We start from the raw sequence: 23,396 nt of genomic DNA, 5'->3' as shown, positions 1-23,396 counted from the left end.
TCCTCGATTCCGTCCCCTGACTGGAGCAGCGCATGCAGGTTTTCTGGTTCATTCCCACCCACGGCGACAGCCGCTACCTCGGCACGGCCGAGGGCGCCCGCCCGCTCAGCCACGACTATGTCAAGCAGGTCGCCATCGCGGCCGACAGCCTGGGCTACGAGGGCGTGCTGATTCCCACGGGCCGCTCCTGCGAGGACCCCTGGGTCGTCGCATCCAGCCTGATTCCGGTCACCAGGCGCCTGAAGTTCCTGGTCGCCGTGCGTCCCGGCCTGCACCAGCCCAGCCTGGCGGCGCGCATGGCGGCCTCGTTCGACCGCCTGTCGGGCGGGCGGCTGCTGATCAACCTGGTCACGGGCGGCGACCGCGCCGAGCTGGAGGGCGACGGCGTCTTCCTCGACCATGCGCAGCGCTACGAGCAATCGGCCGAGTTCATCCGCATCTGGCGCGAGATCCTTGAGCGCAGCCATGAGGGCGGCACGCTCGACTACGAAGGTGAACACCTCTCGGTCAAGGGCGCCAAGCTGCTGTTCCCGCCGCTGCAAAAGCCGTATCCGCCCGTGTACTTCGGCGGTTCGTCCGAAGCCGCGCACGACCTGGCCGCCGAGCAGGTCGATGCCTACCTGACCTGGGGCGAGCCCCCGGCCGAGGTGGCCAAGAAGATTGCCGATGTGCGCGAGAAGGCGGCGCGCCATGGCCGCAGCGTGAAGTTCGGCATCCGCCTGCACGTCATCGTGCGCGAGACCGAGGACGAGGCCTGGGCCGATGCCGATCGCCTGATCAGCCGCCTCAAGGACGAGACCGTGGTCCAGGCCCAGGCCGCCTTCGCGCGCATGGACTCGGAAGGCCAGCGCCGCATGGCCGCCCTGCATGCCGGTGGCAGCCGCCGCACGCGGGCCGAGCTGGAGATCAGCCCCAACCTCTGGGCCGGCGTGGGCCTGGTGCGCGGCGGCGCGGGCACGGCCCTGGTGGGCGATGCGCAGACTGTGGCCGACCGCATCAAGGAGTACGCGGACCTGGGTATAGACACCTTCGTGCTGTCCGGCTATCCGCACCTGGAAGAGGCCTACCGCTTTGCCGAGCTGGTCTTCCCGCTGCTGCCGCTGTCCGTGCGCGACAGGCTGGCTGGCGGCGTGGGCGGGCCGCTGGGCGAGACCGTTGCCAACCTGTACTCGCCGCGCGCGTCGCAAAGCTGAGGGAGTCACGCATGTCCGATGCACGTACCGTTACTGCGCTGCCGGCCTCCTCGGCCCCCCCGGCCGGCGATGCCTGGTCGCCGCTGCTGCGCTTTGCGGCCGGCGTGGGCCGCCGCCTGGTGCCCTGGCTGGTGCCGCTGGCGCTGATCGCCGTCTGGCAGGCCGCCTCGGCGTGGGGCTGGCTGTCCACGCGGGTGCTGCCCGCTCCGCTGGATGTGCTGCGCGCCGCGCAGGCGCTGGCCGAGTCGGGAGAGCTGCTCAAGCATGTGCAGGTGAGCGCGGGCCGCGCGCTGGGTGGCCTGGCCATCGGCGGCGGCCTGGGGCTGGTGCTGGGCCTGCTCACGGGCTCGCTGCGCTGGGCGGAGACGCTGCTGGACTCCACCATCCAGATGGTGCGCAACATTCCCGCGCTGGCGCTGATTCCGCTGGTCATCCTGTGGTTCGGCATCGACGAGAGCGCCAAGCTGTTCCTGATCAGCGTGTCGGTGTTCTTTCCCATCTACCTGAACACCTTCCACGGCATACGCAATGTGGACCCCGCGCTGATCGAGATGGGGCGCAGCTACGGCCTCACGCGCTGGCAGCTGTACCGCGAGGTCATCCTGCCGGGCGCGCTGTCCTCCATCCTGGTGGGCCTGCGTTTTTCGCTGGGCCTGATGTGGGTGATCCTCATCGTGGCCGAGACCATCTCGGCGCAGTCGGGCATCGGCTACCTGACCATGAACGCCCGCGAGTTCCTGCAGACCGACGTGGTGCTGGTCGGCATCCTGCTATACGCCCTGCTGGGCAAGCTGGCCGACTGGTTTGCGCGTGCGCTGGAGCACTGGTGGCTGCGCTGGCATCCGGGCTACCAGCCCAAGTGACACAAGGAGCACGACATGAGCCGATGGAACCGCATGAAGACCACGCTGGCACAGGCCGTGGAGCTGAACACCACCGCGCCGGCGATGGCCTGGGAGGCCTCGTTCGACGCCGATGGCCTGGACGTCAGCGACCGCCTGGCCCAGAACGACGATGCGCCGCAGTCCGCATCCCCCCAATCCGCACCGCGCCCTGGCGTGCGCCTGCAGGCCGGCGGGTTGACCAAGCGCTACGGTCAGCGCGAGGTGCTGCACGAAGTGCAGCTGCAGGTGGAGCCTGGCGAATTCGTCGCCATCGTGGGCCGCAGCGGCTGCGGCAAGAGCACCTTGCTGCGCCTGGTCGCAGGCCTGGAACAGGCCACGGCCGGCACCCTGCTGCTGGACGGCGAGCCCGCCCGCGCCGTGCAGGGCGCGCAGGGCGGCACGCGCATCATGTTCCAGGATGCGCGCCTGCTGCCCTGGCGGCGCGTGCTGGCCAATGTGACGCTGGGCCTGCCCGCCTCGGCCCAGGAACGTGGCCGCGAAGTGCTGGCCCAGGTCGGCCTGGCCGACCGCGAGGGCGAATGGCCGGCGCGCCTGTCTGGCGGCCAGCGCCAGCGCGTGGCCCTGGCGCGCGCCCTGGTGCACCGCCCGCAACTGCTGCTGCTGGACGAGCCGCTGGGCGCGCTCGATGCGCTCACCCGCATAGAGATGCACCGCCTGATCGAAGGCCTGTGGCAGAGCCACGGCTTCACGGCCCTGCTGGTCACGCATGACGTGCAGGAGGCCGTGGCCCTGGCCGACCGCGTGGTGCTGATCGAGGACGGCCGCATCGCGCTGGACGAACGCATTGCCCTGCCACGGCCGCGCGTGCACGGCAGCGTGGCGCTGGCGGCCATCGAGCAACGCATTCTCGACCGCGTGCTGCAAAAGCCCGCCGCCGAGCCCGACTCCAACCCCCTGACCGACACCACGGCCTGGCCCGGCGTGCCGGCCCATGGCCTGCGCTGGGCGGTCTGACTTTTCGTTTTCCCCAACCTTCCTTTGATTCCTTTTGATCCCCAGGAGAAAAACATGTCCATTCAAGCCATCAACGTGCGCAACCAGTTCAAGGGCCAGGTGCGCGAAATCATCCGAGGCGACGTTGTCTCCGAAGTCGATGTGCAGACGCCCTGGGGCGTGGTCACTTCGGTGATCACCACGCGCTCGGTGGACGAGCTGGGCCTGGTCGTGGGCTCCGACGTGGTGGCCCTGGTCAAGTCCACCGAAGTGTCCATTGCCAAGCTCTGAGGCCAGGCACTGAAGGCACTGCCGATGCTCAGCCGCCCCAGAGCATCGGCTTGTTGACCATGAGGTAGTAGGTCACGGCCATGGCGATGAAGGCCGGGTAGCCCAGCGCCTCCCAGCGCCGGGCGTAGACGGCATACAGCGCGGGCAGGGCGGCCTGCGCTGCGTGCGCGCCGCGCGCCATGGCGGCCATGCGCACCTGCAGCCAGACCACGGGCAGCCAGCAGGCGCCGGCCAGCAGGTACAGGCCCAGCGACAGTGCCAGCCACGGCGTGGTCAACGGCCAGCCCGCCATATGGGCCAGGGCAATGCCGCTCACAGGCTGTATGACCACGCAGGGCGTGGTAAACCACCAGTCCGCACGCACCACCAGGCGGCTGACCACGGCCTGGGCAGCGACGCTGCCGCTGCGGTTGGCGAAGAACATGTAGAAGGCCGAGCCCAGGCCGGTGCCGACCAGCAGCACGCTGGACGCGATATGCAGCGTCTTGAGCAACAGGTAGAGATTCATGCGGACTCCTTGGACGTGACGGGCGCCGACATCAGGTGCAGCAGCATGGCTGCGATCGGCAGGTTCTTGAGCAGCGGCCCCAGCGGATGCAGCCACAGCGTGGGCTGCAGCGCCGTGGCCAGTACGGTCATGGCGGCCATCAGCAGCAGGGCCGCCAGATAGCTCTTGCGGCCGGGCAGCAGCCACAGCGCCAGGCCCACGGCCAGGTCGGCGAGCAGGCCGCTCCAGATCAGGAATGTCTGCCAGCCCGCATCGTGGATGCCGGCATCGGCCAGCACCTGCACGCTCAGGCCGCGGTGCTCGATGGCGCTGACCAGGGCCGTGCCCAGCCAGACGGCGATCAGGCTCAAGTGCATGGTGCGCAGCGGCGCTGGAACGGTGCGAGAGCGGCGCTCATCCATGGCGCAAGGTGGACAGCAGTTGGGAGGGCGCAACGCCGGGCCGGCCCAGCAGGCCTTGCAGGCCAGCCGGATCAGTGACGTTGTCGCTGGCCAGCATGGCCAGTGTCTCGCTGCACCAGGGCGAGGCGCTGACCCAGTCGCCAGCGCGTGCGCTGGCGCGGGTGAGCCAGCCGGGCAGCGTGCCCACGCGGGCGGGGGCGCGGCCCATTTGCGCGCGCAGGCTGGCAATCAGTGCGGCCAGCGGCAAGGGCAGGGGGCCACCGATCTCGATCATGCCCACGGGCTCGGGGCGCGTCACCAGGCCGGCCACGGCCTCGGCCAGGTCGCGCACGGCCACGGGCTGCACGCGGGCCTGCAGCACGGGGCGCGGCAGCAGCAGCGCCGGCAGGCGCGCCATGGACAGGAACATCTCGCTGCTGGCGCCGCCAGCGCCGAACACCACGCTGGGGCGGACCACGCAGCCTTGCAGATGTCCGGCTGCCGTGAGTGCCAGCAGATGCTCGTCAGCGGCGCGCTTGGTGGTGGCGTAGCGCGTGGCACTGCCTTCTATGCCCAGGGCAGAGATCTGCACCACGCGCCGCACGCCGGCTGCCGCGCAGGCATCGAACAGGGCGATGGGGGCCTTGGCATGCATGGCATCGATGGGCCGGGAGGCGCTGTCGCGCAGCACGCCCACGGCATTGACCACGGCATCCACGCCCGCCAGGTGCGGCAGCCAGGCGTCGGGCGTGGTGGCCTTGGCGTAGTCGAGCGCAGGCAGTGAATGGCGGCTGCGCGCCACGGGGTCGTGGCCGGCCAGTGCCAGCAGGTTGACGATATGGCGGCCGATGAAGCCGTTGCCGCCGCAGACCAGAATGCGCATGGTGACCTCCAGTTTCTCTTGTGACGGAAATTTCAGGCTCAGCGTCCGCGCTTGACACGGGTGTCAGCGGCCTCGGAGCGCACGAAGCGCTGCACGCTGGCGCCCAGGCGCAGGAGCTTGTCCAGCGTGGAGGGCGACAGCCGCAGCATCTCGTCGGTCCAGATGCCCAGCGACTCCATGAGGCGCAGCGTCTCGTGCACGCGGTCCTGGGTGTCGGGGGATTCGGCATCGAAACCGGGCTCGGCGATCAGTTCGCGCAGCATCTCGGAGGTCGGGTCGAACTCGCGCTGCTTGCGCTCTCGCACGATGGTGCGCAGCAACTCCCAGACATCGGACGAGGTCTCGAAGTAGTCGCGGCGGTCACCAGGCCTGCGGCTGGTGCGGATCAGCTCCCAGCCTTGCAGTTCCTTGAGGCTGTTGCTCACGTTGGAGCGAGCGGCGCCCAGCGTGTCGGCAATCTCTTCCGCGTTGAGCGGGCGGCCATGGAAGAACAGCAGGGCGTGGATCTGGGCGACCGTGCGGTTCACCCCCCAGGAGCTGCCCATGTCTCCCCAATGGTGGATGAAACGGTGTGCGATGGGACTCAGTTGCATGGCCTCAGTGTCTGCAGGCCTGAAATTTCTGTCAAGAGAGAAATTTGAGAAAGCTGAAAAATCAAAACCGGCTGCAGCGCGGAGGCGGCGCCTGGCGGGGCGCGGCATGTGCTGCTCCATAATGCTGGGCAGCCTGGCCTGCCACCCAGTACATACACAGGCGGGCCGCCGTTTTGAGGGGAACACCATGACTGCTGTGCAAAACCTGCGTGCCATCACCGTGCTGGCCGCCTGCGCGCTGGCGCAGGCTGCGTCTGCCGCCTGCTATTCCGTCTACACGCCCGAGCAGGAACTGATCTACCGCTCCAACCGCCCGCCGGTGGACCTGACCTTGCCGCTGCACCAGACCGTGGAAAAGATCGAGCGCGGCGCCACCATGGTGTTCACGCTGGACGAGTTCAACTGCATCACCGAAATCAACCTGCTGGCCGAACGCGAGCAACTGGCCCGGGCGCGCCAGGAGCGCCAGCGGGACCTGGGCCGCAGCAGCACTCCGCGGTCCTGAGAGGCAAAAGCGAGTTCGGGGCTTTTTTGGGGGGCCGCCACCAGGGCAATCGGAGAGCCTGAGACAATCTGGCCCCATGAGTGAACCCCGCGACAACAAGATCCCCGACAACCTGCCCGAAGCCGACGCCGACGCCCCTGCACTGCCCGAAGGCTGGCTGCAGGTGCTGTCCATGGATATGGACGCCCAGGGCGTGGCCCGCAAAAGCGATGGCAAGGTGGTATTCATCGACGGCGCACTGCCGACCGAGCTGGTCAGCGCCAATACCCATCGCAAGAAAAACAACTGGGAAGCCGCCAGCCTGACGGCCATCCACCGCGAATCCTCCCAGCGCGTGCGCCCCGGCTGCCCCAACTTCGGCTTGCATGCCGGCGCCTGCGGCGGCTGCAAGATGCAGCATCTGCACGTCGCTGCCCAGGTGGCCATCAAGCAGCGCGTGCTGGAGGACAACCTCTGGCATCTGGCCAAGGTCAGGCCCGAGACGCTGCTGCGCCCCATCGAGGGTCCGTCGTGGGGCTACCGCTTCCGCTCGCGCCTGTCGGTGCGCTACGTGGCCAAGAAGGGCAAGGTGCTGGTGGGCTTTCACGAGCGCAAGAGCCGCTACATCGCCGACATGGAAACCTGCAAGGTCCTGCCGCCCCATGTGGATGCCATGCTGCTGCCCATGCGCGCGCTGATCGCCTCCATGGATGCGCGCGAAACCTGCCCGCAGATCGAGGTCGCCTGCGGCGACTCCGTCACGGCCCTGGTGCTGCGCCACCTGGAGCCGCTGTCCGAGGACGATCAGGCCCGGCTCCGCGCTTTCGCGGCCGAGCACAACGTGCAGTGGTGGCTTCAACCCAAGGGCCCGGACACCGTGCACCTTATGGAGCAGGGAGGCGCCCAGCTCGATTACGGCCTGCCTGATTTCGGCATCACCATGCCGTTCAAGCCCACGGACTTCACCCAGGTCAATCCGCACATCAACCGCGTGCTGGTCACGCGCGCGCTGCGCTTGCTGGATGTCAAGAAGGATGAGCGCGTGATCGACTGGTTCTGCGGTCTGGGCAACTTCACCCTGCCCCTGGCCACGCAGGCGCGCGAGGTGCTGGGCATCGAGGGCAGCGACACCCTGGTCAAGCGCTCCCATGAAAACTACGCGGCCAACAACGCGCAGCGGGCGGAGGGCGACAAGCTCGCGCCCACGCGCTTTGTGGCGCGCAACCTGTTCGAGATGACGCCCGAGATGCTGTTCGCCGACGGCATCGCCGGCAAGTGGCTGGTCGATCCGCCGCGCGAAGGAGCGTTTGCGCTGTCCAAGGCCCTGGCCGACATCCACCAGGCGCGCATCGGCGCCGAAGGCGCCGAGCCCCTGCCGGCAGGGCATGAGGACTGGCGCTTTCCAGAGCGCATCGTCTATGTCAGCTGCAATCCCGCCACGCTGGCGCGCGATGCCGGTCTGCTGGTGCACCTGGCCGGCTATCGCTGTGTTTCGGCCGGCGTGGTCAACATGTTCCCGCACACGGCCCATGTGGAGAGCATGGCGGTGTTCGAGCGTCGCGTGGACTGACGGCGGCCCCTCAGACCCTGCATGAAAAAGCCGTGGCCGCCTGAGGGCGCCACGGCTTTTTTGCGGCCGGATCCGGATGCCTGCCGGATCAGCTGCGATTGCGTCCTGCCGAAGGCTCGGCAGGCACATCTTCCTTGTCGCTGCGGCGGCGGTCACTCTGGCCCAGGACCGAAGGCGTGCCCTCGATCTTGTTGGCGCGCATGTACTCGTCCATATCCTTCCAGCCTGCGAACACCAGGGCCTTGGGCGATTTGGGGTTGAGCGTGTAGCAATCCTCCAGCCCGCGCAGGGCATGGCGGCAGGCCCCGCCAATGGCCTTGGCCTCGGCCTCCTTGGCGATGGCGCGGGGGTCCGGCCCCAGGCCCGGAATATCATCCAGCTTGCAGCCGGCAAGCAGCGTGGGCAGCAGCAGGATGGCGAAGGTGCGGGGAAGATTAGGCATGGTCATCTTGACGAGATTATCGGCACGACCCGGGAAAAGTTGAGCCCGCCTTGCACGAATGATGATCCCGGACATGCAAAAGGCCTCCCGAAGGAGGCCTTTGGTGTTGCAGCACGCAAGGCGCAGCCTTGGCGCGTGCGGCATCAGTCGCGTTCGCCGCCCATGATGCCCAGCAGGGCCAGCAGGCTCTGGAACACGTTGAACAGGTCCAGGTACAGGGCCAGCGTGGCGCTGATGTAGTTGGTCTCGCCGCCGTCCATGATCTGCTTGAGGTCATAGAGCATGTAGGCGCTGAAGATGCCGATGGCCGCCACCGAGATCGCCATCATGCCGGCCGTGGAGCCGATGAAGACGTTGATGATGGAGCCCACGAACAGCACCAGCACGCCCACGAACAGGAACTTGCCCATGCCCGACAGGTCGCGCTTGATCACCGTGGCCAGCGAGGCCATGACCAGGAACACGCCGGCCGTGCCTGCAAAGGCGGTCATGATCAGCTCGGAGCCGTTCTTGAAGCCCAGGATCATGCCGATCATGCGCGACAGCATCAGGCCCATGAAGAAGGTAAAGCCCAGCAGCACGGGAATGCCGGCTGCCGAGTGCTTTGTCTTCTCGATGGCGAACATGAAGCCGAAGGCGCCGCCCAGGAAGACGATGAGCCCCAGACCGCCGCTCAGCGAGCGCGTGATGCCCGTGGCCACGCCCAGCCAAGCGCCCAGCACGGTGGGGAGAAGACTCAGGGCCAGCAGCCAGTAGGTGTTGCGCAATACGCGATTGCGCTCTTGCTGCGAGACACCGTAGCCCGCAGAGCCCAGTGTGGTGACTTGATCATTCATGTGGCCAGTCCTCCGAAGGAGTGTTGTTGCGACTTGCCCATTCTAGGTGGCGGCTCGCGCGCCGCTTGCAATACCCCGAGCCGCTGCCATGGTTTGGTTTCGAATGTTTTGTTCTGCGCATGCATTGTCAGTCCTCATACGATTGCTATGCTTATAGGACATTTGTGATGGAATGGATAACTGCAATCTTATGAAGACCAAGCATGAACTCGAACTGGCCGACGTGAAGGCCATTGCCGCCGCCGCAGAGGCCGAGGCGCTGAAGAACAAGTGGGCCGTGACCATTGCCATCGTCGATGACGGCGGTCACCTGCTGTGGCTGCAGCGCCTCGATGGCGCCGCCGCAGTCTCGGCTCATATCGCTCCGTCCAAGGCCCGTTCGGCTGCCCTGGGCCGCCGCGACACCAAGGGCTATGAAGACATGATCAACAACGGCCGTACGGCCTTCCTGAGCGCCCCCACGGTGGACGGCCTGCTCGAAGGCGGCGTGGCCATCATGAAGGACGGCCAGTGCCTGGGTGCCGTGGGCGTCAGCGGCGTCAAGGCCAACGAGGATGCCCAGGTGGCCAGCGCCGGCATTGCGGCTCTGGGTCTGTAAAAGCCCCTGATGCACCCTGCATGAATCTGCCTTTCGGGCCGATTCATGAGGCAAAGAAAAAGCCCCTGTACTGAGGTACAGGGGCTTTTTCTTTGAAGCGATCCACATTGCAGCGCAGGGAAAAAATGCTTGGCTACGCAAAATCCGAAGATTCTGTTGGCTGGCTAATCGACCTTTGGGACTGGAAGCCCCAAGGTCGCCCCACGATGAAACAAAGAAGCGGTCAGCGGACCCGAACATGACCCGCCGACGGCTGCAATCTTGGTTATTTGGTCAGGATGAGCTTGCCCAGCTTGGTGGCCTGCAGACGATAGGGTGTGCCGTTGTGCACGATGGTCACAGCCTTCTGCCCATTGAGCAGCAAGGTGCTGTCGAGTCCGCTGGCGGCCCCGCTGAGGGCTGCGGATGCTGCGGCCTGCAGCGCTGCAAAGGCCTGGGCTGTGGAGTTGCCGGACAGATGCGAGGTGGCGGCGGAAGTGGCAGACATGCAGGGAATTCCTCAAAAATTGGAAAGTTTTGTGAATGATAACAATTCTCAATTGAAAATCAAGTGAGACTTACTCTCATTGTGGTTTCTGCCCCCCGAACGACCGAACGCCTGATCACCTCGCGAGCTTGTTCCAAGAGCGGGTCGCAATGGAAAACGGCCCCGAAGGGCCGTTGTCGCTGAGCGCCAGGCAACGAATGCCGCTCTCGCGGCCTACTTGACGGGGTCCGTCACAAAGCCGATCTTGCGCACGCCGGCACGCTGGGCGGCGGCCATGGCCTGGGCAACACGCTCGTAGCGCACTTCCTTGTCGCCCTGGATGTGCAGGTCGGGTTGCGGCTCCTTGGCTGCCTCGGCCTTGAGGTTTTCCTCGAACTGCGTATCGCTCACGGCCACGCCATTCCAGTGGTACTGGCCATCAGCGGACACGGCCAGGCGCACGGTGGCGGGCTTGACGTCTTCGGGCTGGTTGGTGGCGCGGGGCAGGTCCACGTTCACCGAATGCTTCATCACCGGCACGGTGATGATGAAGATGATCAGGAGCACCAGCATGACGTCGACCAGCGGCGTCATGTTGATCTCGTTCATCACCTCTTCGCCGTCATCATCCATTGTTCCGAATGCCATGGCTTACGCGCCTTTCTTCAGCGGCAGCACATTGCCGGCTTCCTTGCCGTCGATGGACACGCGGGCGCCGGTCACGAAGTAGGCGTGCATGTCGTGGGCAAAGCTGTTGAGTGCGTTGAGAATGGACTTGTTGCCACGCACCACGGCGTTGTAGCCGAGCACGGCCGGAATGGCCACGGCCAGACCCAGGGCCGTCATGATCAGCGCCTCGCCGATGGGGCCTGCCACCTTGTCGATGGAGGACTGGCCCGACAGGCCGATGGCGACCAGTGCGTGGTAGATGCCCCAGACGGTGCCGAACAGGCCGATGAAGGGAGCTGTCGAGCCCACGGAGGCCAGAATCGCCAGGCCCGATTGCAGGCGGGCCGTGAACTCGCTGATGCCGTTGCGCATGCAGCGGGTCACCCAGTCGCTGATGTCAAGCGTGTCGTGCAGGTGGGCGCTGGTCTTGCGGTGGTGGGCAGTGGCTTCGCGGCCTTCGAGCACCAGGTAGCGGAAGGGGTTGGACCGGTCATTGCCGAGCTTTTCCAGGCCGCTGGCCAGGTCGGGGCTGTGCCAGAAGTCCTGGGCGTTGCGGGCGTACTTCTTGAACTTCACGATGTCCAGGGCCTTGATGATCATCACCAGCCAAGAGGCCACCGACATGGCCAGCAGGATGACGGCGACGGCACGGGTGACGAAGTCTCCCTGCGTCCAGACGTGGGCAATGCCGAATTGGGAATCCATGGATACTCCTGAGAATCAATTGAGGGTGAATTTGACCGGGACCGTAACCCACATGGGGGTTGGCGTGCCGTTGCTCTTGCCGGGGACGAACTTCCAGTTCTTGACGCCGTCCACGGCCTGCTGGTCCAGACGGTCGTAGCCGCTGGATTTGCTGACCTCGATCTTCTGAGGCAGGCCTTGCGCATCCACGAAGATGCGCAGCATCACGGTTCCCTGCTCGCCCATGCGCCGGCTGATGGCAGGGTAGTTGGGCGCCGGGTTGTTCAGGTAGGCTGCATTGTTGGATGGCAGCTCGATCTTGGGCGGTGCCGGAGGGGCAGGAGGCGCGGGCGGGGCAGGTGGGGCGGGCGGTGCCGGGGGGGCCGGCGGTGCCTCCACGACGGGCTTGGGCTCGTCTTCCAGCGTGCCTCGCGGCGCCGCAGGTGCCGGCTTGGGATCGGCAATGGCCTTGGGCAGAGGCGGCGCCTTCTTCACGACCGGCTGTGGCTTGGGGGGGGGCGGTGGCGGCGGAGGTGGCTTGGGGGCCTCGGGCTCGGGCGCGGGTGGCGAAATGAATTCCGCGATCACCTGGGCTGGCACGATGACCTCTTCGGGGGCGCGCTGGAGCAGGCCATGCTGCATCGCCCAGAGGGTTGCTGCATGCAAGACCACGACCGAACCCGCGATGGCCACGTTACGGCCAAGGCCCCCGGGGGGGCCAAAACGATCAGACTGGGACATAGAGACAGAAGGAGCTGACAGCGGATAGGTGCCGGGTGCTGTCGCTCGGAAGACGGAGTATCAACTGCGCAGGATCCACCAAGTGCATGTAACGACGAGGATCAGGCTGCCGACAAGTGCTGAGAGGAGGACCATGCTTTGCTCTCCAGGATATTGTTGGCAAGCTGGACGGTCTGGGCCGCGATCTCGTTGTGTATGGCCGCCACGGGCTGGGTTGCGCAGCATTGCGCCACCACATCCCGGGCACAACTCTCGCACCGGCCGCACTGCATGGCGATACCCAATTCGAATTGGATTTCGTCAAAGCTCATGCCAGCGTGAGCGTGGCGTGCGATCTCACGGTCGGAAACCCGGCGACATACACAGACGATCATGGCTACAGGCAGTAATGGCTGGCTATTGATGAGATGAAAAATTATAAATGAGAATTCATCGCATTTGCAATTCTTGGTTGTCTGTAGGGCTGTATGGCCTTGCGCTTTACTCGGTATCCAGTAGCTCCACAGTGGCCTGCGCGAGGGTTGCACAGCCTGTCAGGGCCATGGCGACCTCCAGTTCGTCGCGCAGCAGCCTCAGTACGTGGGCCACGCCAGCGGCACCTGCATTGGCCAGACCCCAGACTATCGGGCGGCCTATCAGCACAGCCGTTGCACCGAGAGCGATGGCCTTGAGCACATCGGTGCCTCGCCGTATGCCGCCGTCGGCGAGCACAGGGAGCGCATGGCCCGAGTTGCGCAAGGCCTTGGTGACGCGCGCCAGTGCGGTGGCCGTTGCGGGAACGGTATCCAGCGTGCGTCCCCCGTGGTTGGAAACAATGATGCCTGCCACGCCCGATCTCGCCGCCTGCAGCGCGTCAGCCGGATGCAGCACCCCTTTGAGCAGCACTGGCAGGCGTGTCTGCTGCTGCAGCCAGGCAACGTCATCCCAGGTGGGCGCATGCTGCAGCAGGCCGTCGAACAGTGCGCTCTGGTCCGGTGCGAGCCGGACGGCCGGAGATGGAGCCAGGCCCTGCAGATTGACGGCAGAAATGCCGGCGGGAAGGCTAAAGCGCGCGCGGCGTTCACGGTCCCTTACGCCGCTGGCGGGGGCGTCCACCGTCAGCACCAGCGCTTCGTAGCCTGCCGCCTCGGCCCGTTCGATCAATTGCCTGGTAAAGCCCCGGTCGTGCTGCAGGTACAGCTGGAACCATAGCGGCCCGCGGGTCGGCGTGAGCTGTGCGGCCTTCGCCACAGTCTCCAGCGGCAGGCTGGCCTGGGTGCTGAGCACCATGCCCGCGCCCAGCGCCGCAGCCGCATAGGCTGTTGCAAGCTCTGCGTCGGCATGCGCCATTTGCTGGAAGGCCATGGGGGCGACCAGCAGGGGGCAGGCCAGCTCTCGCCCCAGCAGTTGCAGCCGTGTGTTTCCCCCTGCAAGAGGCCTGAGTACGCGTGGCCACAACGTGAGCGCATCCCAGGCGCTGCGGTTGGCGGCAAGGCTGTGCTCATCGGCCGCGCCGCCCGAGAAGTAGGCCCAGGCGTTGTCGTCCAACCGCTGCCGCGCCTGGATCTCGTGGTCGGCCAGATTGATGATGCCGTCGGGAACGGCTTGCAGTGCGGGCACTTGGCTCATGGCATTGGAGGGGGGCGATGGCGCATCGCCGGTGGCAGACATCCGGAAAAAAGAAAAGCCGGCCCATGGGCCGGCTTTCATCCGTGGGGCAGGCCCGGGGATTACTTGACGTGCTTGCCGATCAGGCCAGCCATCTCGAACATCGAGACTTGGGGCTTGCCGAACACTTCCTTGAGCTTGGCATCAGCGTTGATCATGCGCTTGTTGGCAGCGTCTTGCAGCTTGTTGGCCTTGATGTAGACCCACAGCTTGCTGATGATCTCGGTGCGGGGCAGGGGGGTGGAACCCACCACGGCAGCCAGAGCGGGGCTGGGGGTGAGGGGTTTCATGAAGGCGGCGTTGGGAGTGCGCTTCTTTGCGGGAGCTGCCGGAGCAGCCGTTGCCTTCTTTGCAGTTGCCATGTTGCTTGTTCCTAGTATGGAGTGGATTCTTTACCAGCGAAAAACCGTCGCTATCCACTGGCAGGCTGATGCTAATGGGAAAAAAACGGTCTTCCAAGCTCACCCGTCAAATTTTTGCCTCGATTTGTTGCTGTGGCGCTGTTTTTTGAAGAGTTTTTGCATTCCTGCTCCCTTTCGGGGGCCGCCATGGCTGGAGGGCCGTCGGAGTCAGCGCTCTCAGAGGAGGCGGGCCTCGCTTGTGGAAGAAGGTTCCGAAGAGAGTTTTCGGGCGGGCCAGGTAGCCACAAAAATGCCCAGCAGGGCGATCGCGAAGGCGAGCGCCTGCATGGATGTGACCCGTTCGCCCAGCACGCACATGCCGACCAAGGCTGCGCTGATCGGCAGCAAAACCGTGAAAGTGCCCGCCTGCGAGGCTGGCACGCTGCGCAGGCCCGTCATCCACAGCCATACGGTCCACACGCAGGCAGCCAGGGCGTAGAACAGCAGCAGTCCCCAGATGCTCCATTGCACGCTGCCGAAGTCGAAGTGCCAGGCCAGATACAGCCCGAAGGGAGTTGACAGCGCAAATCCCCAGAGGTTGACGATCGATGTGATGCGTTTGGGCCCCAGGGATGTGGTCAGGCGCTTGCCGATCACGGCGTAAAACGCCTCGCAAAGCACGGCGCCGACGAGCAGCATCTGCCCCAGCCATGCCTGCGACGAGGTCGAAGAGGCTGCCGCGGTGCCCGCATCGGGGCGCGACAGTGCATACAAGCCTATGCCGGTCACAGCCAGTGCAATGGCCAGCCAGGTGCGCGCGGCCACGCGCTCGCGCAGGAAAAGCCAGCTCATCAAGGCCACGGCGGCCGGAATGGCGGCCATGGTCACGCCTGCCGTGACGGCGCTGGTCAGGCTGACGCCGGTAACCATGCAGATGGTGAAGAGGAAGTTGCCGAACAGCGACTCCAGGAACAGCAGTCCTTGTGTGCGGCGCGGCAAGGGAGCCTCGTCAGCCGGCTTGCGCAGCCATCGCAGCATGGCGATGGCTCCTATGCCAAAGCGCAGCCAGGCCAGCAACAGCACCGGAAAAATGGCGGCCAAGGGCTTGGATAGGGCGACATAGCTGCCGACCAGGGACATGCTCAGCGCCAGGCAGGCATAGGCAGATCTGCGATGGGAGGTGTTCACGGCTTGTGGAGTTTGGGGCGGCGGTGGCGCTGCCTGAACGCGCGATGGTACCTGCGAGCACGGCAGGCACCCGTGACATACCTGTGTCGCGAATGCTTGCCATGCTGTGGCAAATTTTCACTGCATGGAATCTTCTTTTTGCATTGTGAAAAAATGAATTGCTGCGTTGCGCCATTTTTTCTCAATACGAGAAATGCAATTTCACATTGAAAAATATGAAAATAAGCTGTTGATTTTTATGAAAAAAAATTTAGTCTTATATAAGACACAAGATGTTGATCGGGTCTTCTATAAGACTTAAATTTGATCCCAAGGCCGACGCAAGAAAGCCGCTTGTTTCAACAACCTCCCAGGAGAGCAACATGCCCCAATCCCTGACCCAGCAACTGAGCCGCGAACAACAGATTTCCGCCCTTGAGAAAGACTGGGCGCAGAACCCCCGTTGGAAGGGTGTCAAGCGTGGCTACAGCGCCGCTGACGTGGTGCGTCTTCGCGGCAGCCTGCAGCCTGAATACACTCTGGCCCAGCGCGGCGCGGAACTGCTCTGGGACAGGATCAACGGCGGTGCCAAGAAAGGCTACGTGAATGCCTTTGGCGCCATCTCTGCGGGCCAGGCCATGCAGCAGGCCAAGGCCGGCCTGGAAGCGGTGTACCTGTCGGGCTGGCAGGTGGCTGCCGACGGCAACACCAGCGAAACCATGTACCCCGACCAGTCGCTGTACGCCTATGACTCGGTGCCCACCATGGTGCGCCGCATCAACAACACCTTCAAGCGCGCCGACGAAATCCAGTGGAGCCGTGGCATCAACCCCGGCGACAAGGAATTCATCGACTACTTCCTGCCCATCGTGGCGGATGCCGAAGCCGGCTTCGGCGGCGTGCTCAACGCGTTCGAGCTGATGAAGAACATGATTGCCGCTGGCGCGGCAGGTGTGCACTTCGAGGACCAGTTGGCCGCCGTGAAGAAGTGCGGCCACATGGGTGGCAAGGTGCTGGTGCCTACCCAGGAAGCCGTCGAGAAGCTGATCTCCGCGCGCTTTGCCGCCGACGTGATGGGCGTGCCCACCATCGTGCTGGCCCGTACCGATGCTGAAGCCGCCAACCTGATCACCTCCGACCATGACGCCAACGACAAGCCGTTCCTGACCGGCGAGCGCACGCAGGAAGGCTTCTACCGGGTCAGGAACGGCATGGAGCAATCCATCAGCCGCGGCGTGGCCTACGCACCCTATGCAGACCTGGTGTGGTGCGAAACCGGCGTGCCTGACATCGGCTTTGCCCGCGAGTTCGCCCAGGCCGTGCATGGTGCCTGCCCAGGCAAGCTGCTGAGCTACAACTGCTCGCCCTCGTTCAACTGGAAGAAGAACCTCAACGACAGCCAGATTGCCTCCTTCCAGGAAGAGCTGTCTGCGTTGGGCTACAAGTTCCAGTTCATCACGCTGGCCGGCATCCACATCAACTGGTTCAACACCTTCCAATTCGCCCACGAATACGCACGCGGCGAGGGCATGAAGCACTACGTGAACATGGTGCAGGAGCCCGAGTTCGCCGCACGTGAGAAGGGCTACACCTTCGTGTCGCACCAGCAGGAAGTAGGCGCAGGCTACTTCGACGACGTGACCACGGTGATCCAGGGCGGCTCGTCCAGCGTGAAGGCGCTGACCGGCTCCACGGAAGAGGAGCAGTTCCACTGAAGCGCGGCTGTAGTGAGTCAAGCTTCAGGTAGATAGGGGTGAGAAAGCGTCCGGGGCCTTGTGCTTCGGGCGCTTTTTCTTTGCTGGGATTGCACGAATAGTTGTTGCTGGTCGGGCTGGTTACGATTAGCCGCATTTGGCTGAATTGTTTGTTGCCATTTGTAAGGTTGTGTTGCTATCATCCCTGCAGAAGCATATGAACATGTCAATGAGCAAAGATACTTTGCCAAGAAAACGCAAGACCGAAGTCCCGGGCCAAGCACTGGGTATTGGGCTTCAGTACACCCGTCTCTTGCAATTGCTACTGCGGGCCGAACCTGGAAGCGCCTGCAGTATGGAATACTTAGACGATATCGCTCAGGAAGGTGCGGAGCGTGTCACTCTCGGCCAAAGTAAGAGCGCACTGACTGCCAACCCGGTGGCGGATCGCGCCAAATCGCTTTGGAAGACCTTGTCAAACTGGGTCACTCTTGCGTCAGAAGGCGGATGCGAGCCCGACCGCACTGTCTTTGAAATGTATGTGTCACGTACCGTTTCGGGGCCGCTGGTAAATGCTTTTTCCTGCTCTACAACGTTGGATACGGCACGGGCCGCCCTTCAGCTGGCACGTGACACAATGTGGGGCGAAGCGCCGAAGTGTGCCAAGCGTAGCGATGTCGCGTCGGAAATTGCGCCTTACGTCGATAAAGTATTCAACACGGATCAGGCGCTAGTGGCACGGGTTATCAAGAACTTTGTGTTGACTTGTGGCTCGGGAAGCCCTCAGGCAGACGTCGAAGCTATCCTCAAGACACATCCGATCACGCAGAGCAAAATTCGCGATATCGCTGACCACATGAGTGGCATTGTTAAGCGTCGCGTCGACGAACTCTTAGAGATGGGCAAGCCTGCAATCATTGCTCGCGACGAGTTTCATACTTGGTACACCGCGTATGTCCGCAAAATCGACCGTGATATGGTGCTTCGAAGTCATGCTAAACGACCTAGTGACAAGGAGGTGCAGAGTCACCTACCTCGTGTTTTCGTCCGACAACTGGACTTGATCGGATTGCCGTTTGAAGACAAGCTCGAAGCAGTGGGCGACTATTTGCTGGCCGCAGCAGATCGTACGGCATGGGCCATTAGCGGTGATGTGGACGCAACCTCGTTCGATGAGCTTGACATCAGCCTCCAGCGCACATGGAGGAACAAACGACTTGCTTGCAAAGTGGCGCATGGCGGTAAAGCATTTGAGGCGCAAGGCCTTGCGCTTTATACAGACTGTATGGATGTGAAAGTGGCGGTAGAGCAAAAGGAAGCGCCTGATCACTTCATCCCAGGCTGCTTGCACCGTTTGGCCGACGATTTGTCTATAGGCTGGCATCCCGACTTCACTAGTCAGCTTCAGGCCAAGAAGGTAGCTTGACGATGCTTGCTAGAGAAGCGCAGAACGTACAGAACCCTGCATTGGGCGCGGCAATTATTTGGCGCTTCTGTTGTGCTTTTGCTGCGACTCATCCGACGAATGCTGCAGCTCCACTACCCACGCTCTTTATAGTGTTACCTATCGTTTTACACCAAGCAACCGCTGACCTATTGCGGCGTACGCATGCTAGATCGGGACTGAGGGCTTTTGCAGCCAAATTTGGCGACTCTGCTGTTGTCAAGCAGGACCTACTGCTGCAGATACATCAGCGATCGCTGCGCTGGAGAACGCTGACAATGCAGTCGATTGAGTTGGCTGCGGCTGGAAGATTGGTTCATCTGGCCGAGTTTGGTGAGGTAATTGCTCTTTCTAAGACTAAACCGCGTGGTCTGCCCGATGAAGTTAAGCAACTGATGATTGATGCGGAAAAGCTCGGTGCTTGGTGCGCTTCACTGACCTTACATGAAATAATTACGACATTAAAGGTCAGGCTCTGATGTTCTTCCAGATCCGTTCAATCCTGCTTTGGCCTCGTAATCCGAATTTCAAGCCTCGCCGGCTGCGTTTTGATTTGGGTAAGGTCAATGTGATCAGTGGCGCCTCTCGTACCGGCAAGTCAGCTGTCATTCCGATCATCGATTACTGCTTGGGGGCTAGCACTTGCTCTATACCTGTGAATACTATTCGTAAGCACTGCGAGTGGTTCGGAGTGATTGTTGCCACTGCTCAGGGTGACAAGCTGATAGCTCGCCGTGAGCCTGGTGCGCAGCGTAGCACAGACGATATGTTTTTGATGGAGGCGGAGGCCATTGTTGACATCCCTCATCACATCACCAAAAACACCAGCGCTGAAGCTGTTAAGCGCCTGCTAGACGAGCTAGCTGCATTGTCAACTCTGGATTTTTCGGGTGGAGACGAGTCCATAGGATTCGATGGCCGACCCAGCTTTCGAGATCTTGCGGCGTTCACATTCCAGCCGCAGAATATTGTGGCCAACCCCGATATTTTGTTCTTTAAGACGAATAGCTACGAGCACAGGGAGAAGCTCCGTAAAATTTTCCCGTACGTACTAGGAGCCGTGACGCCAAGTCTCATGGCCAAGCAGTTCGAATTGCAGCGCACCAAGGCAGAACTTCGGCGAAAAGAGCGAGAGCTCAAAGAAGCGCAGGAAGTATCGGTCCGCTGGTTGGCTGACCTTACTGCTAAATTCAGTGAGGCCCAGGAGTTGGGCTTGACACCTAAGCCCGAGCAACCACTGACAAGAGAGCAGATGCTCGAAATGCTCGAAGAGGTTGTTGCGCGCACGGATTTGACGATTTCCGTTAGCGTGGTAACCATATCCGAAGCTTTAAAAGAGCTCACAGAATTGGAGCGCGAGGAGCGCGAGGTGTCGCGCGAACTGACGACCTTGCGACACAGGTTGGAGGAGATGAATCGCATGTACGTTGGCGGTGATCAGTATGATGCGGCCATTGCCTTGCAACGAGGCAGGTTGCAGCTGTCTACATGGCTGGCTGGTCACGCTCAAGGAGGGGCTGATTGCCCTATGTGCGGCAGTCATACGGCATCGGCCCGCAGCAAACTTGAAGTGCTGTCTGCCCGATTGCAGGAAATTGAAGCCGAAGCCGGAATAGACAAGGAGGTGCCTGCGGCCTTTGATCGAGAACTTCAACGCGTGACAACGGAAGTTGGCGTGGCGACGGAACGCCTGCGCGCTGTCCAGCTTCGCAAGCGGGCGTTATCGGGCCGATCAAAGGAGGCTAGCGAGCGGCAATTCATTGCGAAAAAAGCAGAGCGATTTGTTGGAAATCTTGAAGCTGCACTGGATTTGCATAGACGGCTTGGCAGCGATAGCGCATTGGTTGACGAAGTGGTGAAGCTGCGTGAGACGGCTCAGCGGCTAGATTCAGAATTGAGAGAGCAGAATGTGGATTCTCGAAAGCGGAACGCCTTGAATGTCGTCAACAGTTACGCTGGGCGACTGTTGCCTCTATTGGATATCGAGAATCCTGATCACCCTATCTCACTAGAAATTAACGATCTCACTATCAAAGTTCGTGGCGTTGACCGTGATGACTATCTGTCAGAGATAGGTAGCGGATCCAATTGGCTTTCCTACCACTTAGCTATTCTTTTGGCCTTACATCAATTTTATATATCCCAGCCGAACAGCCCTGTGCCAGGATTTCTTGTTCTGGATCAACCAAGTCAAGTCTACTTTCCTAAAAATGTCTCGAAGAATTTAGGCGAGGAAGAACAGGAGTTGCAGTTGCGCGACGAGGACATTGATGCTGTGCACAAGGTCTTTGAGGTCTTGAGCAAGGTTGTATTACAGGCTAAGGGTCAACTTCAGGTCATTGTGCTAGATCACGCGTCTCGCGACCTTTGGGGCGACATACCCGGAATTGTCGGTCTGAAAGAGTGGCGCAACGGCACCAAACTCGTACCAATGAAATGGATACAAGGCGACACTTGATAAACGACTACATAGCCTAGCTACGCGCTAGGCAAAATCTAGGCTGCAGATCGGCTGCAACTTCAACCGCACAATTGTTATTGACCTGACCTCTATGAACAAGTGCAAAGGGTGACCAGTCAACCAGGCAGTCTTCAGAGGTGGTCCCTGAGGTGAATGATTCAGGCGGATAGCAGCCCTCCACGGTATGCTGGCTTAATTACGCAGGGCACACACTTAGTGGAATTTTGAATATGAAGAGCGACATATGAACAAGCGGGATGTGGCGAAGCGTGTGGGAGAACTACGAAACGTACATCAGAGGGGGTTGAACGACCTATACATTTGGAGCTCTTTCGCTTGTGCGGCCCTAGAATCCGCTAAGGCCGATGAGCAGTTTCTCAATCAAAAGCGGTTCAAGGTGCCATCAAAGACTATGAACAAGGAGGTTGGCCGCAGTGCCGAAGACCTTAAGCAGATAGCCTCACGAGCGGTCGATCGAGAGATCTTTTACGCGGTCTTCGTTTACGCTGTTGCACAAGTAGAGGCGTTTCTCAACGATGTGCTCACGCTTCTTCTGCGATCAGACAAGAGGCGACTGAAGACTCGTATCCATGGCATCAATCACACAAAGTCTATTGATGTAGACGAGCTTATTGATGCTGCTAATCAGGATCAGCTAATAGATCACCTAATTAAAAAAGAACTGGGGCAAGTCTTCTATGCGGCGCCGAAATTTCAATTTGAATACTTCCAGAAGGTCACGGGCATAGAATTGGATGAAGTGCTTTTAAGGCAATGGTTTGAGGCGAAGGCTACTCGCGATATTATTGTCCATAACTCTGGCATCGCAAATGACACGTATTTAAAAAAAGCCGGCGATCTGCAAAGAGCAGGTGATGGAGAGCAAGTTCCAGTGAATTCTCAGTATTTCGCTGATACGCTGAAAGCCATGAAATCTTTGGTAGGCAAAATTTCCTCTAAAATTCAGAGTGACCTTCGTGGAAAGACGACGTATTCTAAAGTAAGCACATGAGTTGCTATGGATGCGCCTGTTTGAATCTATTTTCAATTATTGCACTTCACTTCAAAGTAGTCAAAAGTGTGAGTTTGTAACTACCGCGTGCCGGAAGTGGTCCGAATCAAAGAAGTGCTGTGTACCAGAAGTATTAGGTATTTTGTGAGTTAAAAACAAGCTTCACTCTCGAAATCGTGGCATTAACCAAAAATTTTATTGAGACTGCTGCTTCTCTTTTTATGCCTGGATTAGTGTGTGTAAGCAGAGCTACACATTTTGGCTATATTTTAAAGCGCGTAGGAGAAAGAATTGGTTACGGCTAAAGACATTGCCCAATGATGTTCGATCATTTCAAAGTTCAAAATTATTTAGAGTGGCTAACACCACCGATCCACGAAGCGTGCACAGATGATCGCCGCTGCCAGTTTTAGCAGCGCTTCGTGGATATCCAGTCGTCTTTCAAAGCGGATTCGCAACTTGCCAAAGCCTGCAAACCATCCATGGGTCCGCTCCACCACCCAGCGATGCTTGCCCAGTCGCTCGCTACTCTCAACGCCTCGCCTGGCAATGCGGCTGGCGATGCCCCGTTGTCTCAAGTGCGCACGGCAACGCTTGTAGTCATAGCCCTTGTCGGCATGCAACTTCGATGGTCTTTTGCGGGGGCGCCCTCCCAAGCCTGCAATCGCAGGAATCGCGTCCACGCACCTCTCGAACATCTTGGAGTCGTGCCGGTTCGCGCCGCTGACCAAGATCACCAGCGGGATGCCTCTGGCATCTACGACGATGTGCCGCTTGGAGCCGAGCTTGCCTCTGTCCGTGGGGTTGGGGCCCGTTTCCTGGCCCCCCGGGGGCTTGGTACCGAGGAGCCATCAATGCTAGCCCGGCTCCAATCAATCTGGTCATGTTCACGCAAGCGAGTCAACATGGCCTGGTGCAGCTGCTCCCAGACACCAGCAGCGTTCCAGTCGCGCAGGCGGCGCCAGCAAGTCATGCCGCTGCCGTACCCAAGGGATTGGGGAAGGTCTTCCCACGGAATGCCTGTTTGCAACACAAACAGGATGCCGTTGAGGGCGGCTTCATCGCTGACTGCGAGCTTGCGCGCACCGCCTTTGGCGGAAGGTACGAAGGCAGGGATGAGGGGTTGTAGCTGTCGCCACAGTTCTTTGCTTACAGGTCGTCGTGCCATGAGGGCAGCGAGCATAACTGCTCTGCGGGGGTCTGTGACGAAGTGGTGTTAGCCACTCTTATACCAAGAAACAGTGGTATATAAAATAAAAAACCAGTTTGGCAATAATTTTGACTACCCCAATGAAATGGAAATCTTGCTATAGGCAAAGACGTTCTTCGAGAGTTTCGAAAGATATCCGAAGGCAAATTTGTTTGGGAACGAGGTGATAGAGCGTGGCGCAGGTTGAGTAGCAATGAAAACTATAAAGGTAGGCAAGTTGAGTAAATTCCTAATACTATATTAA

27 protein-coding genes and 1 pseudogene are annotated in these 23,396 nt (G+C 61.3%); 13 read left to right on the top strand and 15 right to left on the bottom strand.

Annotated elements, in window-relative coordinates; translation table 11 throughout:
- Positions 1-32 precede the first annotated feature (32 nt).
- The 4 genes from ssuD to ACN20X_RS21355 are packed head-to-tail and all read left to right on the top strand — an operon-like array spanning position 33 to position 3,322.
- On the top strand, positions 33-1,193 hold the full coding sequence (ssuD, locus tag ACN20X_RS21370; RefSeq protein ID WP_012206437.1) for an FMNH2-dependent alkanesulfonate monooxygenase: 1,161 nt from the start codon (positions 33-35) through the stop codon (positions 1,191-1,193).
- Between the two features lie 11 nt (positions 1,194-1,204).
- Complete coding sequence (ssuC, locus tag ACN20X_RS21365; protein ID WP_016453305.1) at positions 1,205-2,056, top strand: aliphatic sulfonate ABC transporter permease SsuC; 852 nt, start codon at positions 1,205-1,207, stop codon at positions 2,054-2,056.
- A 15-nt stretch (positions 2,057-2,071) separates the two neighbouring features.
- Entirely contained in the window at positions 2,072-3,052 is a 981-nt protein-coding gene (locus ACN20X_RS21360) for an ATP-binding cassette domain-containing protein (RefSeq protein ID WP_126312041.1), read from the top strand.
- Positions 3,053-3,106: 54 nt separating this feature from the next.
- The gene (locus ACN20X_RS21355) at positions 3,107-3,322 is read left to right on the top strand and encodes a TOBE domain-containing protein (protein ID WP_012206434.1); all 216 of its coding nucleotides are present in this window, start codon (positions 3,107-3,109) and stop codon (positions 3,320-3,322) included.
- A 28-nt stretch (positions 3,323-3,350) separates the two neighbouring features.
- On the opposite strand, the gene ACN20X_RS21350 is transcribed toward ACN20X_RS21355, so the two are convergent.
- The 4 genes from ACN20X_RS21350 to ACN20X_RS21335 are packed head-to-tail and all read right to left on the bottom strand — an operon-like array spanning position 3,351 to position 5,686.
- Complete coding sequence (locus ACN20X_RS21350; RefSeq protein ID WP_012206433.1) at positions 3,351-3,830, bottom strand: DUF2269 family protein; 480 nt, start codon at positions 3,828-3,830, stop codon at positions 3,351-3,353.
- The gene (locus tag ACN20X_RS21345; protein ID WP_016453303.1) at positions 3,827-4,231 is read right to left on the bottom strand and encodes a DoxX-like family protein; all 405 of its coding nucleotides are present in this window, start codon (positions 4,229-4,231) and stop codon (positions 3,827-3,829) included. Before ACN20X_RS21345 ends, ACN20X_RS21350 begins: the two co-directional genes overlap by 4 nt.
- Positions 4,224-5,093, bottom strand: coding sequence for an NAD-dependent epimerase/dehydratase family protein (locus ACN20X_RS21340; RefSeq protein ID WP_016448330.1), 870 nt, complete (start codon positions 5,091-5,093; stop codon positions 4,224-4,226). The genes ACN20X_RS21345 and ACN20X_RS21340 overlap by 8 nt, the downstream gene beginning before the upstream one ends.
- A gap of 38 nt (positions 5,094-5,131) precedes the next feature.
- Positions 5,132-5,686, bottom strand: a complete 555-nt coding sequence (locus tag ACN20X_RS21335; RefSeq protein ID WP_016453302.1) for a GbsR/MarR family transcriptional regulator — start codon at positions 5,684-5,686, stop codon at positions 5,132-5,134.
- 187 nt (positions 5,687-5,873) lie between these two features.
- Here ACN20X_RS21335 and ACN20X_RS21330 point away from each other — a divergent pair, with 187 nt between their 5' ends.
- A complete protein-coding gene (locus ACN20X_RS21330) occupies positions 5,874-6,191 on the top strand; it encodes a hypothetical protein (RefSeq protein WP_016453301.1) in 318 nt (105 codons plus the stop codon).
- A 76-nt stretch (positions 6,192-6,267) separates the two neighbouring features.
- Positions 6,268-7,740: a 23S rRNA (uracil(1939)-C(5))-methyltransferase RlmD gene (gene rlmD, locus ACN20X_RS21325; RefSeq protein ID WP_016453300.1), complete on the top strand. Its 1,473-nt coding sequence runs from the start codon at positions 6,268-6,270 to the stop codon at positions 7,738-7,740.
- Positions 7,741-7,828: 88 nt separating this feature from the next.
- Here the strand turns inward: rlmD and ACN20X_RS21320 are convergent, their stop codons facing one another.
- Both ACN20X_RS21320 and ACN20X_RS21315 read right to left on the bottom strand, forming a co-directional pair.
- Complete coding sequence (locus ACN20X_RS21320; RefSeq protein ID WP_016453299.1) at positions 7,829-8,257, bottom strand: hypothetical protein; 429 nt, start codon at positions 8,255-8,257, stop codon at positions 7,829-7,831.
- 68 nt (positions 8,258-8,325) lie between these two features.
- A complete protein-coding gene (locus tag ACN20X_RS21315; RefSeq protein ID WP_012206426.1) occupies positions 8,326-9,018 on the bottom strand; it encodes a Bax inhibitor-1/YccA family protein in 693 nt (230 codons plus the stop codon).
- 190 nt (positions 9,019-9,208) lie between these two features.
- Between ACN20X_RS21315 and ACN20X_RS21310 the strand changes: the two genes are divergently transcribed.
- Complete coding sequence (locus ACN20X_RS21310; protein WP_017405970.1) at positions 9,209-9,616, top strand: GlcG/HbpS family heme-binding protein; 408 nt, start codon at positions 9,209-9,211, stop codon at positions 9,614-9,616.
- A gap of 265 nt (positions 9,617-9,881) precedes the next feature.
- On the opposite strand, the gene ACN20X_RS21305 is transcribed toward ACN20X_RS21310, so the two are convergent.
- The 8 genes from ACN20X_RS21305 to ACN20X_RS21270 all read right to left on the bottom strand — a co-directional run bounded on the left by ACN20X_RS21305 (position 9,882) and on the right by ACN20X_RS21270 (position 15,352).
- Positions 9,882-10,103, bottom strand: a complete 222-nt coding sequence (locus ACN20X_RS21305; protein WP_016448325.1) for a hemin uptake protein HemP — start codon at positions 10,101-10,103, stop codon at positions 9,882-9,884.
- 213 nt (positions 10,104-10,316) lie between these two features.
- Positions 10,317-10,730 (bottom strand): ExbD/TolR family protein, encoded by a 414-nt coding sequence (locus ACN20X_RS21300; protein WP_016448324.1) that lies wholly within the window; start codon positions 10,728-10,730, stop codon positions 10,317-10,319.
- A 3-nt stretch (positions 10,731-10,733) separates the two neighbouring features.
- A complete protein-coding gene (locus ACN20X_RS21295; RefSeq protein WP_016448323.1) occupies positions 10,734-11,456 on the bottom strand; it encodes a MotA/TolQ/ExbB proton channel family protein in 723 nt (240 codons plus the stop codon).
- Between the two features lie 15 nt (positions 11,457-11,471).
- The gene (locus tag ACN20X_RS21290; RefSeq protein WP_016448322.1) at positions 11,472-12,176 is read right to left on the bottom strand and encodes an energy transducer TonB; all 705 of its coding nucleotides are present in this window, start codon (positions 12,174-12,176) and stop codon (positions 11,472-11,474) included.
- A 101-nt stretch (positions 12,177-12,277) separates the two neighbouring features.
- Positions 12,278-12,550, bottom strand: a complete 273-nt coding sequence (locus ACN20X_RS21285) for a (2Fe-2S)-binding protein (protein WP_016448321.1) — start codon at positions 12,548-12,550, stop codon at positions 12,278-12,280.
- A gap of 106 nt (positions 12,551-12,656) precedes the next feature.
- A complete protein-coding gene (locus ACN20X_RS21280) occupies positions 12,657-13,784 on the bottom strand; it encodes an alpha-hydroxy acid oxidase (protein WP_473209868.1) in 1,128 nt (375 codons plus the stop codon).
- A gap of 101 nt (positions 13,785-13,885) precedes the next feature.
- On the bottom strand, positions 13,886-14,185 hold the full coding sequence (locus tag ACN20X_RS21275; protein ID WP_012206418.1) for an SWIB/MDM2 domain-containing protein: 300 nt from the start codon (positions 14,183-14,185) through the stop codon (positions 13,886-13,888).
- A gap of 216 nt (positions 14,186-14,401) precedes the next feature.
- Positions 14,402-15,352, bottom strand: a complete 951-nt coding sequence (locus tag ACN20X_RS21270) for a DMT family transporter (RefSeq protein ID WP_026062532.1) — start codon at positions 15,350-15,352, stop codon at positions 14,402-14,404.
- Between the two features lie 362 nt (positions 15,353-15,714).
- On the opposite strand from ACN20X_RS21270, the gene aceA reads away from it, so the two are divergent.
- From aceA to ACN20X_RS21245, 5 genes are all read left to right on the top strand, one after another.
- Positions 15,715-17,046, top strand: a complete 1,332-nt coding sequence (gene aceA, locus ACN20X_RS21265) for an isocitrate lyase (protein WP_473209867.1) — start codon at positions 15,715-15,717, stop codon at positions 17,044-17,046.
- A 136-nt stretch (positions 17,047-17,182) separates the two neighbouring features.
- A complete protein-coding gene (locus ACN20X_RS21260) occupies positions 17,183-18,451 on the top strand; it encodes an ABC-three component system protein (protein ID WP_473209866.1) in 1,269 nt (422 codons plus the stop codon).
- Between the two features lie 2 nt (positions 18,452-18,453).
- Positions 18,454-18,948: a three component ABC system middle component gene (locus ACN20X_RS21255; protein WP_473210824.1), complete on the top strand. Its 495-nt coding sequence runs from the start codon at positions 18,454-18,456 to the stop codon at positions 18,946-18,948.
- Positions 18,948-20,927, top strand: coding sequence for a DUF3732 domain-containing protein (locus tag ACN20X_RS21250; RefSeq protein WP_473209865.1), 1,980 nt, complete (start codon positions 18,948-18,950; stop codon positions 20,925-20,927). Before ACN20X_RS21255 ends, ACN20X_RS21250 begins: the two co-directional genes overlap by 1 nt.
- A 247-nt stretch (positions 20,928-21,174) precedes the next feature.
- Positions 21,175-21,942, top strand: a complete 768-nt coding sequence (locus ACN20X_RS21245) for a hypothetical protein (protein WP_473209864.1) — start codon at positions 21,175-21,177, stop codon at positions 21,940-21,942.
- Between the two features lie 359 nt (positions 21,943-22,301).
- Here ACN20X_RS21245 and ACN20X_RS21240 read toward each other — a convergent pair.
- Positions 22,302-23,110, bottom strand: a protein-coding gene (locus ACN20X_RS21240; protein WP_156815040.1) for an IS5 family transposase whose coding sequence is annotated in 2 segments (ribosomal slippage) — positions 22,302-22,780 and positions 22,780-23,110 — 810 coding nt in all. Because the reading frame shifts where the segments join, the coding sequence is not laid out codon by codon here.
- Between the two features lie 138 nt (positions 23,111-23,248).
- Between ACN20X_RS21240 and ACN20X_RS21235 the strand changes: the two are divergent.
- Positions 23,249-23,377: pseudogene (locus ACN20X_RS21235) on the top strand (DUF6953 family protein); the annotation flags it as partial.
- Positions 23,378-23,396: the final 19 nt, after the last annotated feature.

Source organism: Delftia sp. PX-1 (assembly GCF_055797465.1).
The sequence above is the reverse complement of the archived record's forward strand: the minus strand, read 5'-3'. Positions and strand labels throughout refer to the sequence as shown.